Source organism: Clostridium acidisoli DSM 12555, assembly GCF_900176305.1.
Classification (GTDB): Bacteria; Bacillota; Clostridia; order Clostridiales; family Clostridiaceae; genus Clostridium_I; species Clostridium_I acidisoli.
In genome coordinates, this window is record NZ_FWXH01000010.1 from 86,938 (window position 1) to 103,395 (window position 16,458).

Consider the following 16,458-nt stretch of genomic DNA (forward strand, 5'->3'; position numbering starts at 1 on the left):
TCATATGATAGTTTACATAATATAATTATACATGGGAATATGTAAAAGTCTAATGGGAATTAAATATTAAGGTGGAACATCTATACATTTACAATAGTTTAAAGCTATAATAAGAGTATTAAAATTATAAAAAAATGGAGAGGTAAGTATGAAATATTATGCAATAAAAGAAGGATTTGATTCAATAAGAAATGTTAAAATAGAGAATACAATAGTAAATACATGGAGTGAATGTGAAAGGCTTGTAAGAGGAGTGAAAGGTGCTAAATACAAAAGTTTTAAACTTAAAGATGAAGCAGAAGAATATTTAAATAACAATAATTTTATGAAAAATAACATAAATGGAGAGCTTTTAAAAGGTATAACATATGCTTATGTTGATGGAAGTTACAATACAGTGACTGGTAAATACGGATATGCAGTTGTAATTGTAAGAGATGATGTCATCATTCATATAGAAAATGGGTGTGGACTCGATAAGTCAGAAAAGAATATAAGGCAAATTGCTGGTGAACTTGAAGCGTCTATAAAAGCAATTGAATACGCGGTGAAAAATAGATTGAAACAAATAACAATTGTGCATGATTATCTAGGTGTATGTTTTCATGCCACGGGTGAGTGGGAGAGGAAAGACATGTCTTCAAAGATATATTATGAAAAGATAAACTCACTTATTAAAGAAGGTGAAATAAAAGTTGATTTTCTAAAAGTGGACAGTCATACGGGAAATTTATTTAACGAAGTAGTAGATGAATTTGCTAAAGCATCTATAGAGGTCAAAATTAAAGGAGAAACCGAAAAGCTTTTAAAAAATAATGTTATAAAAGTTCAAAATTATGAAATAAAAAATAAATTCAATGAGATACTTGTAAAATTATTAGAAGAAAAGATACACGTTGTAGTATAAGTTTGATAACAAATCTAAAATATGATAAATTGTAAATAATTTAAATCAGATTTTAATTTAATTAATGATTTGTTTTGTAATTAGTAAATGTATTATGATATAATATATTATATTATGGATATGAGCAAAAAATATGTTTATTTTTTACAAATGCATACAAGTGTAAAGGAAGATAAAATATGGAAATATTGTCTTTAGGTGAAAAAATAAAAAGAAGAAGAAAAGATCTTGACATGACTCTGAAAGATTTGGCTGGAGACAGAATAACTCCGGGGCAAATAAGTTTAGTTGAGTCGGGAAAATCTAATCCTAGCATGGACTTACTAGAATATTTGGCAACAACTCTAAATACATCAGTAGAGTATTTGATGGAAACTGAAGAAACACAAGCAGAAAAAATATGCGTTTATTATGAGAATGTTGCAGAAGCGCATATATTAAACAAAGATTTTCAACTTGGTGAGCAGTTCCTAGAAAGTGCAATGTATTATGCTGAAAAATATAATCTTGACAGTAGAAAAGCTAGAAATTTGTATCTTCGTGCAATAATTAGTACAGAAAAGAAGGAAATGGGTTTAGCCCAGCAATATTTTTTGGCTGCAAATGCTATTTTTATAAGGTTAGGATTACAAGAAGATGTAATTAACACTTACGTTAAACTTGGGAAAATAACTCTTGATTTAGAGGCATATCATTCTTCTTGTAGTTATTTTCAACAAGCAGAAAAAGTTTTTATGGAAAATGATATAGGAAATGATTATTTATTAGGTGAAATATATTATTATATAGCACTTATATATTTTAAATTAGATAATGTGGACAAATCAATGAATTATAGCTATTTGGCTAAAGAAAAATTTGCTGAAATAAATAATAAAAAGGAATATGGTAAGTCACTTTTATTGCTTTCAAAAGAATACATAAAAAAAGAAGATATTAACAATGCAATAAAATATTCAAAAAAATCATTGGAAGTTTTTAAAGAAAATAAAGATGTTGTATATATTGGTAATATAGAAAATGAATTGGGAAGACTTTTTTACGAATTTGATAACTTAGAGGAATCTTTTGTACATTTAAACAATGCTAAAGAGATAAGGCTAAAAGAAGATAAAGGTGCAATTATAGATACACTAAGTAATATATGTGATAACTATATAAAACTAAAGGATGTTGACAATTCAAGAAAGGTTCTTGAAGAGATAATGGAAAATGTATCTACCGGAGATGAGGCAAATTTAGTTAGGTATTATTTGTTAAAATATAGAGTTGACATTTTAGATAAAAATATTAAGGAAGCGGAAGATACCCTTCTTATGGCTTTGGATTATGCAGAAAAAGTATCACTTACAAAATACATTGGAGAATTATCTATAACAATTGGAAAATTTTACATTGATAATGGTGATGATAAACAAGCTGCTAAATATTTAAACAAAGGTGTAGAAGCATTTAAACAACTTGGAATGGTTAAGTATTTATAAGTATGGAAAAGATAGGTGTGAAAAACATGGAAATACTATCTATAGGTGAAAAAATTAAGAGAGCAAGAATATACAAAGGATATACACTAAAGGATATATGTTGTGATAAAATATCAATCTCTAAAATGAGTTGTATAGAGAATGGCAAAATAGATCCAGAAGGTTGGGTAATAGATTTAGTTGCAAAAAAGTTAGAAGCAGATGCTAACTATTTAAAGAAAGATATAAAACAGCAATTAGAAGAAAATTACAATGAAATATTTAGTAAGCCAATTAAAGCAGAGCATGAAGAAATATTGAAATATAATCTTGAATATGCTGAAGAATATAAATATTACACAATTGCATTTAATATTATGCATTTATTGTTTAACTATTATCTTGACATAAAAGACATAAATTCTTGCCAAGTGAATACGTCAAAATATTATAATTTATGTGTTAAGTCAGGAGAAGAGAACAACACATTAATATATTATCTTGATATAGGTAGATATTTATATATGGGAAATGAATATTTTCAAGCTGCAAGTTATTATAATAATGTTAGAAAGGAACTGCTCTTAAAAAATTCTAACAACTATAAAATGATAGCTGATTCAATATATAAAGAGGCTGAATGTTATTTGCTACTAAATAATTATGAACGCGCATATGAAATTGTTGTTAAATTGATGGAGTATATTAAATATTTAAGTGAAGAAGAATATTCATCAGAAATATATAATTTAATTGCTATACTTTGTGTTAAAGTTGGAAATGATAAGTATGATGACTATGAAAAGCGCTCTTTAGAATTATGCAAAGACAATATGACTAGAAAAGCAGGATTTTTATACAGCTATGGGGCTGCAATGATTGGTACAAAATTAGAAGAAAAAGCATATGGATACATATGTAAGGCTGTGGACCTATACCCAGAAAAAGATAAGTTTAATTATGTGAATTTTATAATTGAGGTAATAGAAACCTTGATTAGTATAAATAAGATGGGTATGGCTCAAGAACTAAGTGAAAAAATCTTAAATTATGCTATAGATTTAAAAAATGACATATTTATTGAAAAAGCTTATTATTTTAAAGCTGTAACAATGGAGAATAATGGACAGTTTCAAATGAAAGAAATGTATATGAATTTATCTCTTGATATATTAATGAAGCTTGGGACTAAAAACCAACTTTATAAGAGATATTTGGACATGGGAAATTTATATTCCACTGTTCATAATACAGCAGAAGCATTAAAGTATTTTTCATTAGCTATTAATTTAAGCAAAAAATTATAATTTAAAACTAACTTTTTTGGTTGTGTTTTGATAAAATATTATATAATTAAAGGTGTTAGTTTATACTAATACCTTTTTATTTTAAGGAGATGGAATACATGAATATTGAGAGATTAACACTTAAGGTTCAAGGAGCAATAAATGATGCTAGGGATATAGCCATAAATAATAAACATCAAAATGTAGATGTAATACATATATTTATGGCTTTAATTTCTCAAGATGAAGGTCTTATACCAAATATATTTGGAAAGATGGAAGTTAATATTGAGAAATTAACTGGTGATACTCAAAAAGAATTAGATAGGATGCCAAAGGTTTTGGGTGGAGGAGCTGATGGATCTTCAGTTTATGTAACTAGGAAATTTGACGAATTATTTGTTAATGCTGAAAAAATATCAAAGGATTTTAAAGATTCCTATATAAGCGCAGAACATGTAATGATTGCACTTATGAATTTAAGCAAAGATGATGTTATAACATATATACTAAAAAATAACAATATTGATAAAAAAGAGTTTTTGAAGATATTGGCAGAAGTTAGAGGAAATCAAAGAGTAGAGTCAGAAGACCCAGAGGGAACTTATGATGCATTAAAGAAATATGGTAGAAATCTTATAAATGAAGCAAAAAATCATAAATTGGATCCAGTCATAGGAAGAGATGAAGAAATAAGAAGAGTAGTAAGGATTCTCTCAAGGAGGACTAAAAATAACCCGGTTTTAATTGGTGAACCAGGAGTGGGTAAAACGGCTATAGTTGAAGGCCTTGCAGAAAGAATTGTTAGAGGTGATATACCAGATGGACTTAGAGATAGAATAATATTTTCATTAGATATGGGGGCACTTATAGCAGGGGCTAAGTATAGAGGTGAATTTGAAGAAAGGCTTAAAGCAGTTTTAAAAGAAGTGGAAAAAAGTCAAGGGAAGATAATATTATTTATAGATGAAATCCACACTATTGTTGGAGCTGGAAAAACTGAAGGAGCAATGGATGCAGGTAATTTAATAAAGCCACTTTTAGCAAGAGGTGATTTGCACTGCATTGGAGCTACTACTTTTGATGAATATAGGAAATATATTGAAAAGGATAAGGCGCTTGAGAGAAGGTTCCAGCCAGTTATAATTTCTCAGCCTTCAGTAGAAGATTCTATTTCCATTCTTAGAGGGCTTAAAGAAAGATTTGAAATCCATCATGGAGTTAGAATACATGATTCTGCAATTATAGCAGCTGCAAAACTTTCTGATAGATATATAACAGATAGATTTTTACCAGATAAGGCTATAGATTTAATTGATGAAGCTGGTGCTATGATAAGAACAGAAATAGACAGTATGCCTACAGAAATGGATAATTTGAAAAGAAAGATTTTTCAAATGGAAATTGAGAAAGAAGCTTTAAGCAAAGAGACTGATAAGGCCTCTATTGAAAGATTGAAAATATTAAATAAAGAATTAAGTGATTTAAAAGATAAGGATAAAGAAATAAGTTCTAAATATGAAAAGGAAAAATTTAAAATAAAAGAGATAAAGGAACTAAAGACAAAGCTTGATGAGGCAAAAGGAGAAGTTGAAAAAGCAGAAAGAGAATATGATTTAAATAAAGCAGCAGAACTTAAATATGGGTTAGTACCAAAGCTTGAAAAGGATATAGAAGAAAAAGAAAAACTTATGAACACTCAAAATGAAAATGCACTTCTTAAAGAAGAAGTTACTGAAGAAGAAATTTCAGACATTGTTTCAAAATGGACTGGAATACCAGTATCAAGTCTTTTAGAAGGTGAAAAACAAAAATTATTAAAATTAGAAGATGAACTTAGTAGAAGGGTTATAGGTCAAGGTGAGGCAGTTAAAGCGGTTTCAGATTCTGTAATTAGAGCAAGAGCAGGACTTAAGGATATAAAGAGGCCTATTGGATCATTTATTTTTCTTGGACCCACTGGTGTTGGAAAAACTGAACTTGCTAAAACTCTTGCAAGAACGCTTTTTGACAGTGAGAATAATATAATTAGAATAGATATGTCTGAATATATGGAAAAATATTCTATATCAAGGCTTATTGGAGCACCTCCAGGATATGTTGGTTATGAAGAAGGAGGGCAACTTACTGAGGCAGTAAGAAGGAAGCCTTATAGCGTAATTTTATTTGATGAAATAGAAAAAGCACATGAAGATGTCTTTAATATCTTTCTTCAAATCTTGGATGATGGAAGACTTACAGATAATAAGGGGCAAACTGTAGATTTTAGAAATAGTATAATTATAATGACATCAAATATTGGAAGTAGATATTTAGCTAGTGATGAAGCTAAAGACGGAATAAGTAAAGAAATTAAAAAGAATGTAATGGATGATTTAAAATCACGATTTAAACCTGAATTTATAAATAGACTTGATGATATAATTGTCTTTAAACCGTTAAGTACAAAGGACATAGAAAAAATAGTAGATATATTTACAGAAGAAATAAAGAATAAATTGAATGAAAAAAATATAAAAATTATTATAGAAGAAAGTGCGAGAAAAATCATGGCAAATGAAGGGTATGATCCGGTTTATGGGGCGAGACCTTTAAAAAGATATATAGAAAATACCCTTGAAACAAAGATAGCTAGAGAGATAATCGAGGGCAAGATATATGATGGAATGACAATACAAGTTGTAGGAGAAAATGGTAATATATTAATAAAAAGTTTATAAGTATCATATAAAAAGCAAGTAAGTATATGGTATACTTTATATTGTAATAAAGTATACCATATATTTTTTTAGGAGGATGAATATGTCTATATTAGTTTGTGGAGGAGCCGGTTACATAGGAAGTCATATGGTAGCTGAACTCTTAGAAAATGGTGAAGATGTTGTAGTTTTAGATAATTTTCAAAAAGGGCACATTGATGCACTTTTAGGTGGAAAATTATATGTTGGTGATATAAGAGATAGGAAAATATTAGACAAGGTTTTTAAAGAAAATAAAATAGAGGCTGTAATTGATTTTGCTGCAGATTCTTTGGTTGGTGAAAGTGTTGATAATCCGCTAAAATATTTTGAAAATAATGTTGGTGGAACGGTTAGTTTATTGCAGGCAATGAGAGATTATGGTACAAAGTACATAGTATTTTCATCTACAGCGGCAACTTATGGTGAGCCAGAAAATACTCCAATTTTGGAAAGTGACAAGACATTTCCAACTAATCCATATGGAGAGTCTAAACTTACAGTTGAAAAAATATTAAAGTGGAGTGATAAAGCTTATGGTATTAAATATACTGCTTTAAGATATTTTAATGCTGCTGGAGCACACATAAATGGAAAGATTGGTGAGGATCATAATCCAGAAACACATCTTATACCACTTATTTTTCAAGCAGCATTAAAAAAGAGAGAAAAAATATATATTTTTGGGGATGACTACAAAACACCTGATGGAACTTGCATAAGGGATTATGTACATGTAAGTGATCTTGCAAGTGCACATCTTTTAGCATTAAAAAGGTTAAGAAGTGGAAATGAAAGTGCTATATATAATCTTGGTAATGGAAAAGGTTTCTCAGTGAAAGAGGTAGTTGAGGTTACTAGAAAAGTTACGGGACTTAATATTGAAGCAGAAATAGCTGAGAGACGTGCTGGCGATCCAGCAATATTAATAGCTTCTTCAGAAAAAGCTATAGAAGAACTTAATTGGCATCCTAAATTTAATTCATTGGAAACAATAATTGAAACTGCATGGAAATGGCAAAACTCTCATAGAGATGGGTATGGAAGATAGAAATTAATCTTAATATATAGAGTTTGCAAATTTAAGACTAAAGTTTTTTATCATAAAACTGTTAGATAAAAAGCTCTAGTCTTTATTTTGCAATTTTTTATCCGATGACTACCATCCGTAACACTCCCCATCTTCTTCAAAGTGGGAGATAACGGCTGCTACGTCTCTGGATAACGATTTCTAAGTTTCAGATGGATGACCTATGGTCTAAAAACTCCACCTGAAACCAAGAACTCTGTTTATATTTTAGGCCAAATTTAAATTATCACATTAAAAAAATATAAACGGTTACACTATGAATGTGTGAATTTATTTAAGCTGAATTAAAAATACACTTTAAAATTACTAAAAGTAATCATATAATATAAATTATGCAGTTCTTATTAAAATGATAAAAAATTATTATTTCAATAAAATACTAAGGACTTAATATATAGGAGGCTTTATAAATTGAACATATTTAGGAAAAAAACACTTGAGAGCATGCTTAAAAGTGCAGAGAAAACACATCTAAAAAAGAACCTAAGGGCAAAGGACATAGCAGCACTTGGAATTGGTGCAGTAGTTGGAGTTGGAATTTTTGTTGCCACTGGTGAAGGTGCACATTTAGCAGGACCAGCTATAATTGTATCTTTTATTTTGGCGGCAATAGTAGCATGCCTTTGTGGTCTTAGTTACTGTGAATTAGCAACTATGTTCCCAGTAGCAGGTAGTACATATTCTTATGCATATATAACTTTTGGAGAGCTTGTTGCCATGATAGTTGGATGGTGTCTTACAGCAGAATATCTTGTGGCTTGCAGTGCTGTAGCTTCAGGGTGGTCAGGAACCTTTGTAGGAATTCTTCAATCTTTTGGCATAAATCTTCCACATGCAATAATTGCATCACCAAGTAAAGGAGGAATATTAGATCTTCCAGCCATTGTAATTACATTACTACTTACATACATGTTGTATTATGGAATGAAGGAAAGTTCAAGGATAAATAATATAATAGTATGCGTAAAATTACTTATAATCGTATTATTTATAGCTCTTGGCGTATCACATATAAATGTTGAAAATTACAAACCCTTTGCACCATTTGGCTTTAAAGGAATTTTTGCCGGAGCAGCAACTATATTCTTTTCTTATATAGGCTTTGATGCTATTTCCACTACTGCAGAAGAAGCAGAAAACCCTAATAAAGATGTACCACGAGGACTTTTTATATGTTTAGCTGTAGTAAGTATACTATATATATCAGTAGCATTTGTGCTTACAGGAATGGTTCCATTTAGAGAGATAATTTCTGAAAATGCAGTGCCAGGTGCACTAGCAAGAGTTGGTATAAGATGGGGATCAGCTTTAGTTGGAGTTGGGGCCATACTTGGAATGATATCTACAATAATAGCTGTACTTTATGGTCAGATAAGAGTATTTATGGTTATGTCTAGAGATGGACTAATATCAAAGTCATTTTCAAAGATACATAAAAAACATAACACGCCTTATATAGCAACAGCAATAACTGGTATTGTAGCAGCTATTATAGCAGGAGTTCTACCTTTAGATATAATTGTGGAATTTTTAAGTACTGGTACATTAATAAGTTTTTCGGTTGTATCTTTAGCAGTTATTGTACTTAGAAAAAGAATGCCAGATTTTAAGAGAATATACAGATGTCCAGGAGTACCAGTTACTCCAATTATTACGATAATATGTTGCATATTGTTACTTAGCAGGTTAAAGGCAATAACATGGATTGGATTTGTTTGTTGGCTTGCCATAGGACTCATTGTATATTTCACTTATGGAATAAGACATAGTAGTTTAAATGAAAAGAATAAACTAGATAAAGAAGAAATCTTATAGAAAATTTTAATAAATAAAAAATATATGGTATTTAAAAATTCATTTTAAATACCATATATTTTTTATTTTCTTTCGCTTTCTCTTTTTATGATATAATCTTTTGCTTTAAGTTCAAGAGTATCATCTAAGGGTTCAAGGTCAATTTTATCATTGTATTTTAATTCAAGTGCAGTTTTTATTAATCTGTCTGCAAACTCAGGATTTTTTGAGAGAAGGGAACCATGAAAATATGTTCCATAAGTATTTTTATAAACAACTCCTTCAAAACCGTCAAAACCATTATTGCCATATCCATTTATTACTTTTCCAAGAGGATTTAAATCATGTATGTGAGTCCTACCAGAATGATTTTCAAATCCAACAAGTGTTTCACCAGTAGTTTCATTTTTTATAACTGTATTTCCTATAAATCGTGTGTCTCCACCGTCAGTACGAATATCTAATATGCCAAGTCCATCTAATTTTTCGCCATCGGGAGTTGTGTAATATTTTCCTAAAAGCTGATATCCACCACAAATTGATAAAAATACTTTACCTGAATTTATATATTCTTCAATACCAGCTTTTTTATGTTCTATCAAATCATTTGATACTATAGATTGTTCATAATCCTGTCCACCGCCAAAAAATACAATATCATAATCATCTGGATTAAAGCCATCATTTAAAGACACATTAAAAACATTAACGTCTATATTTCTTTTAGAAGCTCTATATTTTAGAATTAGTATATTTCCAACATCACCATATACGTTTAAAAGGTCGGGGTATAGATGACAAATGTTTAATTCCATTAATTTCACCACCAATTTTATTAAATATTTACCAAAGTTTTTGTATAAGTTTTTTTCTATGTAAAAATTTTCTGAAGTCAATCATTGCTGTATAAGTTGCAAGAACATATACGATTTCACCGTCAGAAGACTCTATATTGCTAAGAACGGCATCGTAATTTTCACACATAGAAAATTTAGTATAATCAATACCTGCAACTTTTAGTCTTACGCCCATATCATAAAGTCTATTTCCACCTATAATAGCATTTGTAATGTTTAGATTTGCAAGTGACTCGAAGTTTACATCCCAAATCCAAGAAACATCTCGTCCATCTGCATAATTATCATTTAAAAGCATACATAGATTTATCTTTCTATTGTCAAGAGAAACAGTGTTTAAAGCTTCATTATAGCCAGCTGGATTTTTAACTAAGATTATTTTGATTTCTTTCCCGTTTATGTTAATAGATTCCTGTCTGCCAAAACTACTCTCAATGTTTTTAAGTGAATTATATATTACTGAATCTTCAATATTTAAAAGTTTAGCCGTAGATACTGCACATAATGCATTATATACATTATAAACACCAGGTTGATTTATAATATATTCAAAGTTATTTATCTTTACTGTTGAACTTGAAGCCGTAAGTTCTTCAATAGAAGTAACAAAATAATCAAGTTCTGGTCTTTTGTAACCACAATTTTCACAATAATATTTACCCAAATGGTTATATGTAATAAAGTCGTAGGAATAAGCAGTTTTACAGTTTTTGCAAAATTTTGCGTCTGCATTTATTTCAACTGTGGTATTTTTATTTGGTGAACATTCAAAACCATAATAAACTAGTTTATTTGGAACTTTTAAATCGCCAAGAAGGGATTCATCTCCATTTAAAAGTAAGGTTGAATGTGGAACCTTAACAATACCCTCTAAAATTTTATTTAGTGTAGTATATACCTCACCATATCTATCAAGTTGATCTCTAAATAAATTTGTTACGATTATTATTTTTGGATCTATATATTCAGTAATAAATTTTAAATTAGCTTCGTCTACTTCTATAACCGCATATTTATCAGAAGTTAACTCCTTAAATCTGAAATTATCAATAAAACATGAAGTAATTCCAGGATTTAAATTAGCGCCAGTGTTATTAGTGATAACATTTTTATTACTGTTTTTAAGCATGTTGTAAATCATACTAGTAGTTGTGGTTTTTCCATTTGTACCAGTTACAAGTACAACTTTATAATCTTTTGAAACAATACTGAGTATATTTTTATCAATTTTTAGAGCAATTCTACCAGGGAAATTACTACCTCCCTTAAATAAGGTTTTGGACAATTTAATTATAATCTTTGAAATTAAAATGCTGAAAAAAGATTTAATTTTAATTTCAGACACCTCCCAAATACAAATGAAATAATGTTTAAAAATATTATATAGCTATAAGTATTGCAGAAAAAATATTAATAAACAATATTTATATTTTTTATTAGTTATTTTGTAGTTATTACAATTTATTGTGCAAATGATAAATAATTTATAACTACAAATAGCTTGATTTATCAACATCAATTGTATAACATATATAGAATAATGTCCATTCCTTAAATGTTAAATAACCATGATAAATCTGTGCATGATTTTATATATCTTAAACCTCATATTTTTAATTCTATTTGCCGAAAGCAATTAAAAAAGCTTAACTTATACAGATAAAGACGTCTGTTTGTAATTACCTAAAATATCGTTAACAGGAGAAACTGCAACAAAGGCTAAAGGATCAATATTTTTAATTATTAACCTTAAAGATGTAAGTTGATGTTTTTGAACTACTACATATATAAATTTTTTATTGTTATGAGAATATCCACCAACTGCATCCAATACAGTAACACCTCTGCCAAGTTCAATTTTTACTTCTTCAATTATCTTTTCAGAATTATTACATATAATAATACATTGTCTTGATGAGGCAATACCTTCTTGTACAGTATCAATTGTCTTTGAACGAATAAAACTCATTATAAGAGCATATAGTACTGAATGTGGTCCAAGAACGATACCAACAAAAACATACACACATAAATCTTGAAAAAGTAAAATATGAGATAATTGTACGGATTTAAATTTGTTTTTAAATATTTTTGCAGAAATATCAAGTCCACCAGTAGATCCACCACTCATAAATAACATTGCCATTGAAATCCCTGAAACAACCCCACAAAAAATTGAAGCAGTTAGTTTATCATTTGCTGGGAGGATGGAAAAATTAGGAAAAAAAGTGCTTATGGAATCCATTAAAATAGAAGATACTAATACGATTATGCCGCTTTTTAGGGCAAATTTTTTCCCTAAAAGTCTGAATCCAAAAATAAAAAGTGGAATGTTTAAAATTATAGAAGTTAGACCAATTTTGAAATTAAAAAGTTTGTTAAGAGAAAGAGCAATTCCAAGTATGCCACCTGTACCTATTTTAGAGGGTGTTAGTAATAATGCTGCATACACCGAGTATAATATTGTTCCTGCAAGAAGTAGCAAAAATTGTTTAGATTTCGTATTCATAATATAATAAATCTCCTTTTGATATAAAACCTTTAAAAATCAGAGTTTAAAGATTAAAATATCTTAATATTGTAGAATTTACCTGTATATATTATCATAATAAAATTATGTTTACAAACATGGTTTAAAATCATTTTAGTATGTGCAAAATATATAAAATTTAAGAGTTTTTTCAGTTCGAACATAAGTGAATTAACAAAAATGTAATGATGGTTAATTGAAAATTACTCTGTCAAAGGGTAATATATATGATGTATTAATAAAATATATATAAATAGGTGGGAGGCAATTATGTATCCATTAAAATTTGAAAATTTATATTATGAAAAAATTTGGGGCGGAAGAGATTTAAAAAGCTATAGAGAAAACGTGCCAGATGGCAGCATTGGAGAAAGTTGGGATGTAGCATGTCATCCACATGGTATGAGCGTTGTAGCAAATGGTGAATACAAAGGTATGAAATTAGAAGAGGTAATTAAAAAATTTGAGAATAAAGTGCTAGGAGATAAAATAAATACAGAACAATTCCCTTTGTTAATTAAACTTATTAATGCAAAAGATAAGTTATCAGTTCAAGTACATCCAAATGATGAATATGCTCATAAAGTAGAAGGAGAACTTGGGAAAACTGAAATATGGTATGTAGTAGAGGCTTTTGAAGGTGCAAATCTTGTTGTTGGAACTAAAGAGTGTACAAAAGAACAATTTAAGGAGGCAATAAACTCTGGAACATTAGATAAGTACCTAAATAGAATACCTGTTAAAAAAGGTGAAGTGTATTTTGTAAAAAGTGGACTTGTCCATGCAATTGGAGAAAGCGTAATAATAGCTGAAATACAGCAAAACAGCGATACTACTTATAGAGTATATGATTATAACAGAGGTAGAGAAATTCACGTTGATAAGGCCTTAGATGTTATTGATTTAAAGCTTAAGGGCAAAAAAAGTAAAGGCTTAAAAATTGAAGGAGAAAATTTTGATAAAACTTATTATAATTTATGTGATAAATTTTCCTTCGAATTATATACCGTTAAAACTAGTGTTGTAGAAGAAAGTGATAAAGAAAGATTTTACATATTTACTTGTGTAGAAGGAAACGGACATATGAAGTTTGATGGTGGATGTGAAACGATACAAGCAGGAGACAGCATTCTTATACCAGCATATCTTGGAAAGTATGAAATCAAAGGACAATTGAAGCTTCTAAAATCATATGTACCTGACTTGGAAAAGGTTGAAAGAAATATAATAAGTGAAATTGAATTTTAATTTAAAATATGTTTTAATAAATAATGTAAATTAAAACAATTTAAGAATGGAGAGTGCGAATAATATGTCCGCAAATTTTTTAATTATTATAAAAGTAATTATACTCGGAATAGTTGAAGGTGTAACGGAATTTTTACCAGTATCATCAACAGGACATTTGATTATGTTTAATGATTTTCTTAATTTTAATGGAAAATTTAGTGATTTATTTGACATAGTAATACAACTTGGAGCTATTTTAGCTGTAGTAGTATTGTTTTGGGACAAACTTCTGGAATCATTAAAAACTGTCGTTGATCCAACATTTAAAAGTTTTGGTTCAAAACTCTGGAGAAATCTTATTATTGCATTTATACCGTCTGGATTAATTGGCGTTTTAACACATAAATTTGTAAATGCTCATCTAATGAAGGTTTTACCAGTATCGCTAGCACTTCTTGTTGGTGGTATATTTATGATTTTAGCTGAAAACAAGTTTAGAAAAAACAGCAGAACTAAGGATATTGCGGATGTTACAGTGAAACAAGCTTTTGTAATAGGATGCTTTCAATGCCTCTCTGTAATATGGCCAGGTTTTTCAAGATCTGCATCAACTATTATAGGTGGTTGGATAGTAGGACTTTCAACCGTTGCAGCAGCAGAATTTTCTTTTTTTCTAGCTATTCCTACTATGATTATAGCTACAGGATATGAGCTGATTAGTAATATGTCATCTATAACTGGTGCACAGTTTCTTCAAATAGCTATAGGCTTTATTGTATCCTTTATAGTTGCACTACTAGTAGTAGAAAAGTTTATGAATTTTTTAAAGAAAAGACCAATGAGGGTATTTGCAATCTATAGAATAATATTTTCTGTTATATTTTTAATTTTGGCAGTGACAAAGATAATAAATGTAGCTTAATAAAAAACTGTGAATTTATTGAGGCCACTGAAAAAGCTCTGCTTTTTCAGTGGCCTCAAATTTATTCATGGGTTTTTTATTGTTTTTTGGGAATGATATATATTAAAAATGAAAAAGTTATTGAAACTTATAAAATAGGAGAGGATATAATGGAAACAGTCAATAAAATTGAAGAAATAATAAGAAAAGGTAAATGGGTAAAAAATGATATTGGTATGAGCAGGCTCCAATGCTCTAAAATTGTTAAGGATGAAAAAGAATTATTAATTTTAATTGTATCTAATGTTTTAGATACTCCAATAGCAACAAGAGTAGAAAAAATAATGGTTGTTTCAAATGAATTAATATTATTTTATGATGGACAATATGCTGAAAGAATAGAAAAGGATGAATTTGAAAGATACAAAAACTTTTTAAGTGAAGAGGAATGGAATATAATTTTAGGAAAAGATGCTGTTTCAAAATTAATAAGTAATGATATGGTAAATGAAGAAGAAGGCTTTTATGTTGAGATGCATGAGACCATTGAAAAACATATAAAAAATGGATATGATAAAAATTCAAGTGACATGATTTCTAGAAAATATAACTTATAAATTTAAAATGAAGCACCAGAAAAAATATGTGTTATGGAGTTATTGAATAATTGTGTTATATCATAATAGTTAGAAAGTGCGAATCAAAGACTAAAGAATTTTATCATAGCTAAAGCTAGATAAAAAGGTTAAAGAAAGCCTTCGGCTAGATGGAAGAATTGACGAGGCTAAATCCGTCAAAGGTGAGAGAAGTTACTTACGTAACAGATAAAGGAAATTTTTCCTCCTACGTCAGAAAAATAATGAATTTGTATGTCTTAATATTCATAGCTAACTCTACAATATGTTTTAACCGTAGCCTGTGATGTTAACATTATGATTAATATTGTCACTCTGGCAATTTTTCACCTTTTTACTCACATAGTAGAGTAAAAATCTTTAACCAGTTACTTCTCAATTTCTTTATATTGTGAAGTAAATATTGTTTATATAAGCTAAAATTCAAATATATGCATGTATACATTGCCGTGTGTATCAATAATAGCAAATAAAAGAATTTGTTATAAAAATAAAGGGATTAAGATTTAATTCCTTTATTTAATAAGTATATTCTGAAATTATAACCATATTTATGATAACATAAAACACGTTGCAAGTGAAAAGCAATAAATCAACATAAAAAATTGTGTTGACAAAAACTTTGAAGTTGTGATATACTTTAATAGCTGTCACAAGGCAGCGTAGTGATCTTTGAAAATTGAACAGAGTATAAGAATTAAGTAAACCAGCAAATTCTTTTGATGTTAGAAATAACATTAGATAATAAATTAAGCGAAATGAGCTTAATCAAACTTTTAATTGAGAGTTTGATCCTGGCTCAGGACGAACGCTGGCGGCGTGCTTAACACATGCAAGTCGAGCGAGAAACCTTCGGGTTTCTAGCGGCGGACGGGTGAGTAACACGTGGGTAACCTGCCTCAAAGTGGGGGATAGCCTTCCGAAAGGAAGATTAATACCGCATAACATTGTAGCTTCGCATGAAGCAACAATTAAAGGAGTAATCCGCTTTGAGATGGACCCGCGGCGCATTAGCTAGTTGGAGAGG

General features: G+C 29.2%; 13 protein-coding genes and 1 rRNA gene. 11 read left to right on the forward strand and 3 right to left on the reverse strand.

What is annotated here, in order from left to right:
- Positions 1–148 precede the first annotated feature (148 nt).
- The 6 genes from B8978_RS12740 to B8978_RS12765 all read left to right on the forward strand — a co-directional run bounded on the left by B8978_RS12740 (position 149) and on the right by B8978_RS12765 (position 9,299).
- Positions 149–907 carry a ribonuclease H1 domain-containing protein gene (locus B8978_RS12740; RefSeq protein WP_084116425.1) on the forward strand — a complete coding sequence of 253 codons (759 nt, stop codon included), beginning with the start codon at positions 149–151 and terminating at the stop codon, positions 905–907.
- 179 nt (positions 908–1,086) lie between these two features.
- The gene (locus tag B8978_RS12745; protein ID WP_084116426.1) at positions 1,087–2,391 is read left to right on the forward strand and encodes a helix-turn-helix domain-containing protein; all 1,305 of its coding nucleotides are present in this window, start codon (positions 1,087–1,089) and stop codon (positions 2,389–2,391) included.
- Between the two features lie 2 nt (positions 2,392–2,393).
- Complete coding sequence (locus tag B8978_RS12750; protein ID WP_242950555.1) at positions 2,394–3,677, forward strand: helix-turn-helix domain-containing protein; 1,284 nt, start codon at positions 2,394–2,396, stop codon at positions 3,675–3,677.
- A gap of 98 nt (positions 3,678–3,775) precedes the next feature.
- Entirely contained in the window at positions 3,776–6,376 is a 2,601-nt protein-coding gene (clpB, locus tag B8978_RS12755; protein WP_084116428.1) for an ATP-dependent chaperone ClpB, read from the forward strand.
- An 82-nt stretch (positions 6,377–6,458) separates the two neighbouring features.
- Positions 6,459–7,445: a UDP-glucose 4-epimerase GalE gene (gene galE, locus B8978_RS12760; RefSeq protein WP_084116429.1), complete on the forward strand. Its 987-nt coding sequence runs from the start codon at positions 6,459–6,461 to the stop codon at positions 7,443–7,445.
- A gap of 450 nt (positions 7,446–7,895) precedes the next feature.
- Positions 7,896–9,299 (forward strand): amino acid permease, encoded by a 1,404-nt coding sequence (locus B8978_RS12765; RefSeq protein WP_084116430.1) that lies wholly within the window; start codon positions 7,896–7,898, stop codon positions 9,297–9,299.
- A 62-nt stretch (positions 9,300–9,361) separates the two neighbouring features.
- Here B8978_RS12765 and B8978_RS12770 read toward each other — a convergent pair whose 3' ends face one another.
- The 3 genes from B8978_RS12770 to B8978_RS12780 all read right to left on the reverse strand — a co-directional run bounded on the left by B8978_RS12770 (position 9,362) and on the right by B8978_RS12780 (position 12,644).
- The gene (locus B8978_RS12770) at positions 9,362–10,093 is read right to left on the reverse strand and encodes a type 1 glutamine amidotransferase (RefSeq protein WP_084116431.1); all 732 of its coding nucleotides are present in this window, start codon (positions 10,091–10,093) and stop codon (positions 9,362–9,364) included.
- Positions 10,094–10,121: 28 nt separating this feature from the next.
- Positions 10,122–11,480, reverse strand: a complete 1,359-nt coding sequence (locus B8978_RS12775; RefSeq protein WP_139796052.1) for a Mur ligase family protein — start codon at positions 11,478–11,480, stop codon at positions 10,122–10,124.
- A gap of 306 nt (positions 11,481–11,786) precedes the next feature.
- Entirely contained in the window at positions 11,787–12,644 is an 858-nt protein-coding gene (locus tag B8978_RS12780) for a YitT family protein (RefSeq protein ID WP_084116432.1), read from the reverse strand.
- Between the two features lie 291 nt (positions 12,645–12,935).
- Between B8978_RS12780 and B8978_RS12785 the strand changes: the two genes are divergently transcribed.
- From B8978_RS12785 to B8978_RS12800, 5 genes are all read left to right on the forward strand, one after another.
- Positions 12,936–13,913: a type I phosphomannose isomerase catalytic subunit gene (locus B8978_RS12785; protein WP_084116433.1), complete on the forward strand. Its 978-nt coding sequence runs from the start codon at positions 12,936–12,938 to the stop codon at positions 13,911–13,913.
- Between the two features lie 64 nt (positions 13,914–13,977).
- Positions 13,978–14,817, forward strand: a complete 840-nt coding sequence (locus tag B8978_RS12790) for an undecaprenyl-diphosphate phosphatase (protein WP_084116434.1) — start codon at positions 13,978–13,980, stop codon at positions 14,815–14,817.
- 149 nt (positions 14,818–14,966) lie between these two features.
- Positions 14,967–15,413, forward strand: coding sequence for a hypothetical protein (locus B8978_RS12795; RefSeq protein WP_084116435.1), 447 nt, complete (start codon positions 14,967–14,969; stop codon positions 15,411–15,413).
- 149 nt (positions 15,414–15,562) lie between these two features.
- Entirely contained in the window at positions 15,563–15,718 is a 156-nt protein-coding gene (locus B8978_RS19865; RefSeq protein WP_176212693.1) for a hypothetical protein, read from the forward strand.
- A gap of 489 nt (positions 15,719–16,207) precedes the next feature.
- Positions 16,208–16,458: ribosomal RNA gene (locus B8978_RS12800) — 16S ribosomal RNA — on the forward strand; the annotation flags it as partial.

Coding starts and splice junctions, on each gene's coding strand:
- B8978_RS12740 (WP_084116425.1), top strand. CDS start 149: ATGAAATATTATGCAATAAAAGAAGGATTTGATTCAATAAGAAATGTT.
- B8978_RS12745 (WP_084116426.1), top strand. CDS start 1,087: ATGGAAATATTGTCTTTAGGTGAAAAAATAAAAAGAAGAAGAAAAGAT.
- B8978_RS12750 (WP_242950555.1), top strand. CDS start 2,394: ATGGAAAAGATAGGTGTGAAAAACATGGAAATACTATCTATAGGTGAA.
- clpB (WP_084116428.1), top strand. CDS start 3,776: ATGAATATTGAGAGATTAACACTTAAGGTTCAAGGAGCAATAAATGAT.
- galE (WP_084116429.1), top strand. CDS start 6,459: ATGTCTATATTAGTTTGTGGAGGAGCCGGTTACATAGGAAGTCATATG.
- B8978_RS12770 (WP_084116431.1), bottom strand. CDS start 10,093: ATGGAATTAAACATTTGTCATCTATACCCCGACCTTTTAAACGTATAT.
- B8978_RS12780 (WP_084116432.1), bottom strand. CDS start 12,644: ATGAATACGAAATCTAAACAATTTTTGCTACTTCTTGCAGGAACAATA.
- B8978_RS12785 (WP_084116433.1), top strand. CDS start 12,936: ATGTATCCATTAAAATTTGAAAATTTATATTATGAAAAAATTTGGGGC.
- B8978_RS12790 (WP_084116434.1), top strand. CDS start 13,978: ATGTCCGCAAATTTTTTAATTATTATAAAAGTAATTATACTCGGAATA.
- B8978_RS12795 (WP_084116435.1), top strand. CDS start 14,967: ATGGAAACAGTCAATAAAATTGAAGAAATAATAAGAAAAGGTAAATGG.
- B8978_RS19865 (WP_176212693.1), top strand. CDS start 15,563: ATGGAAGAATTGACGAGGCTAAATCCGTCAAAGGTGAGAGAAGTTACT.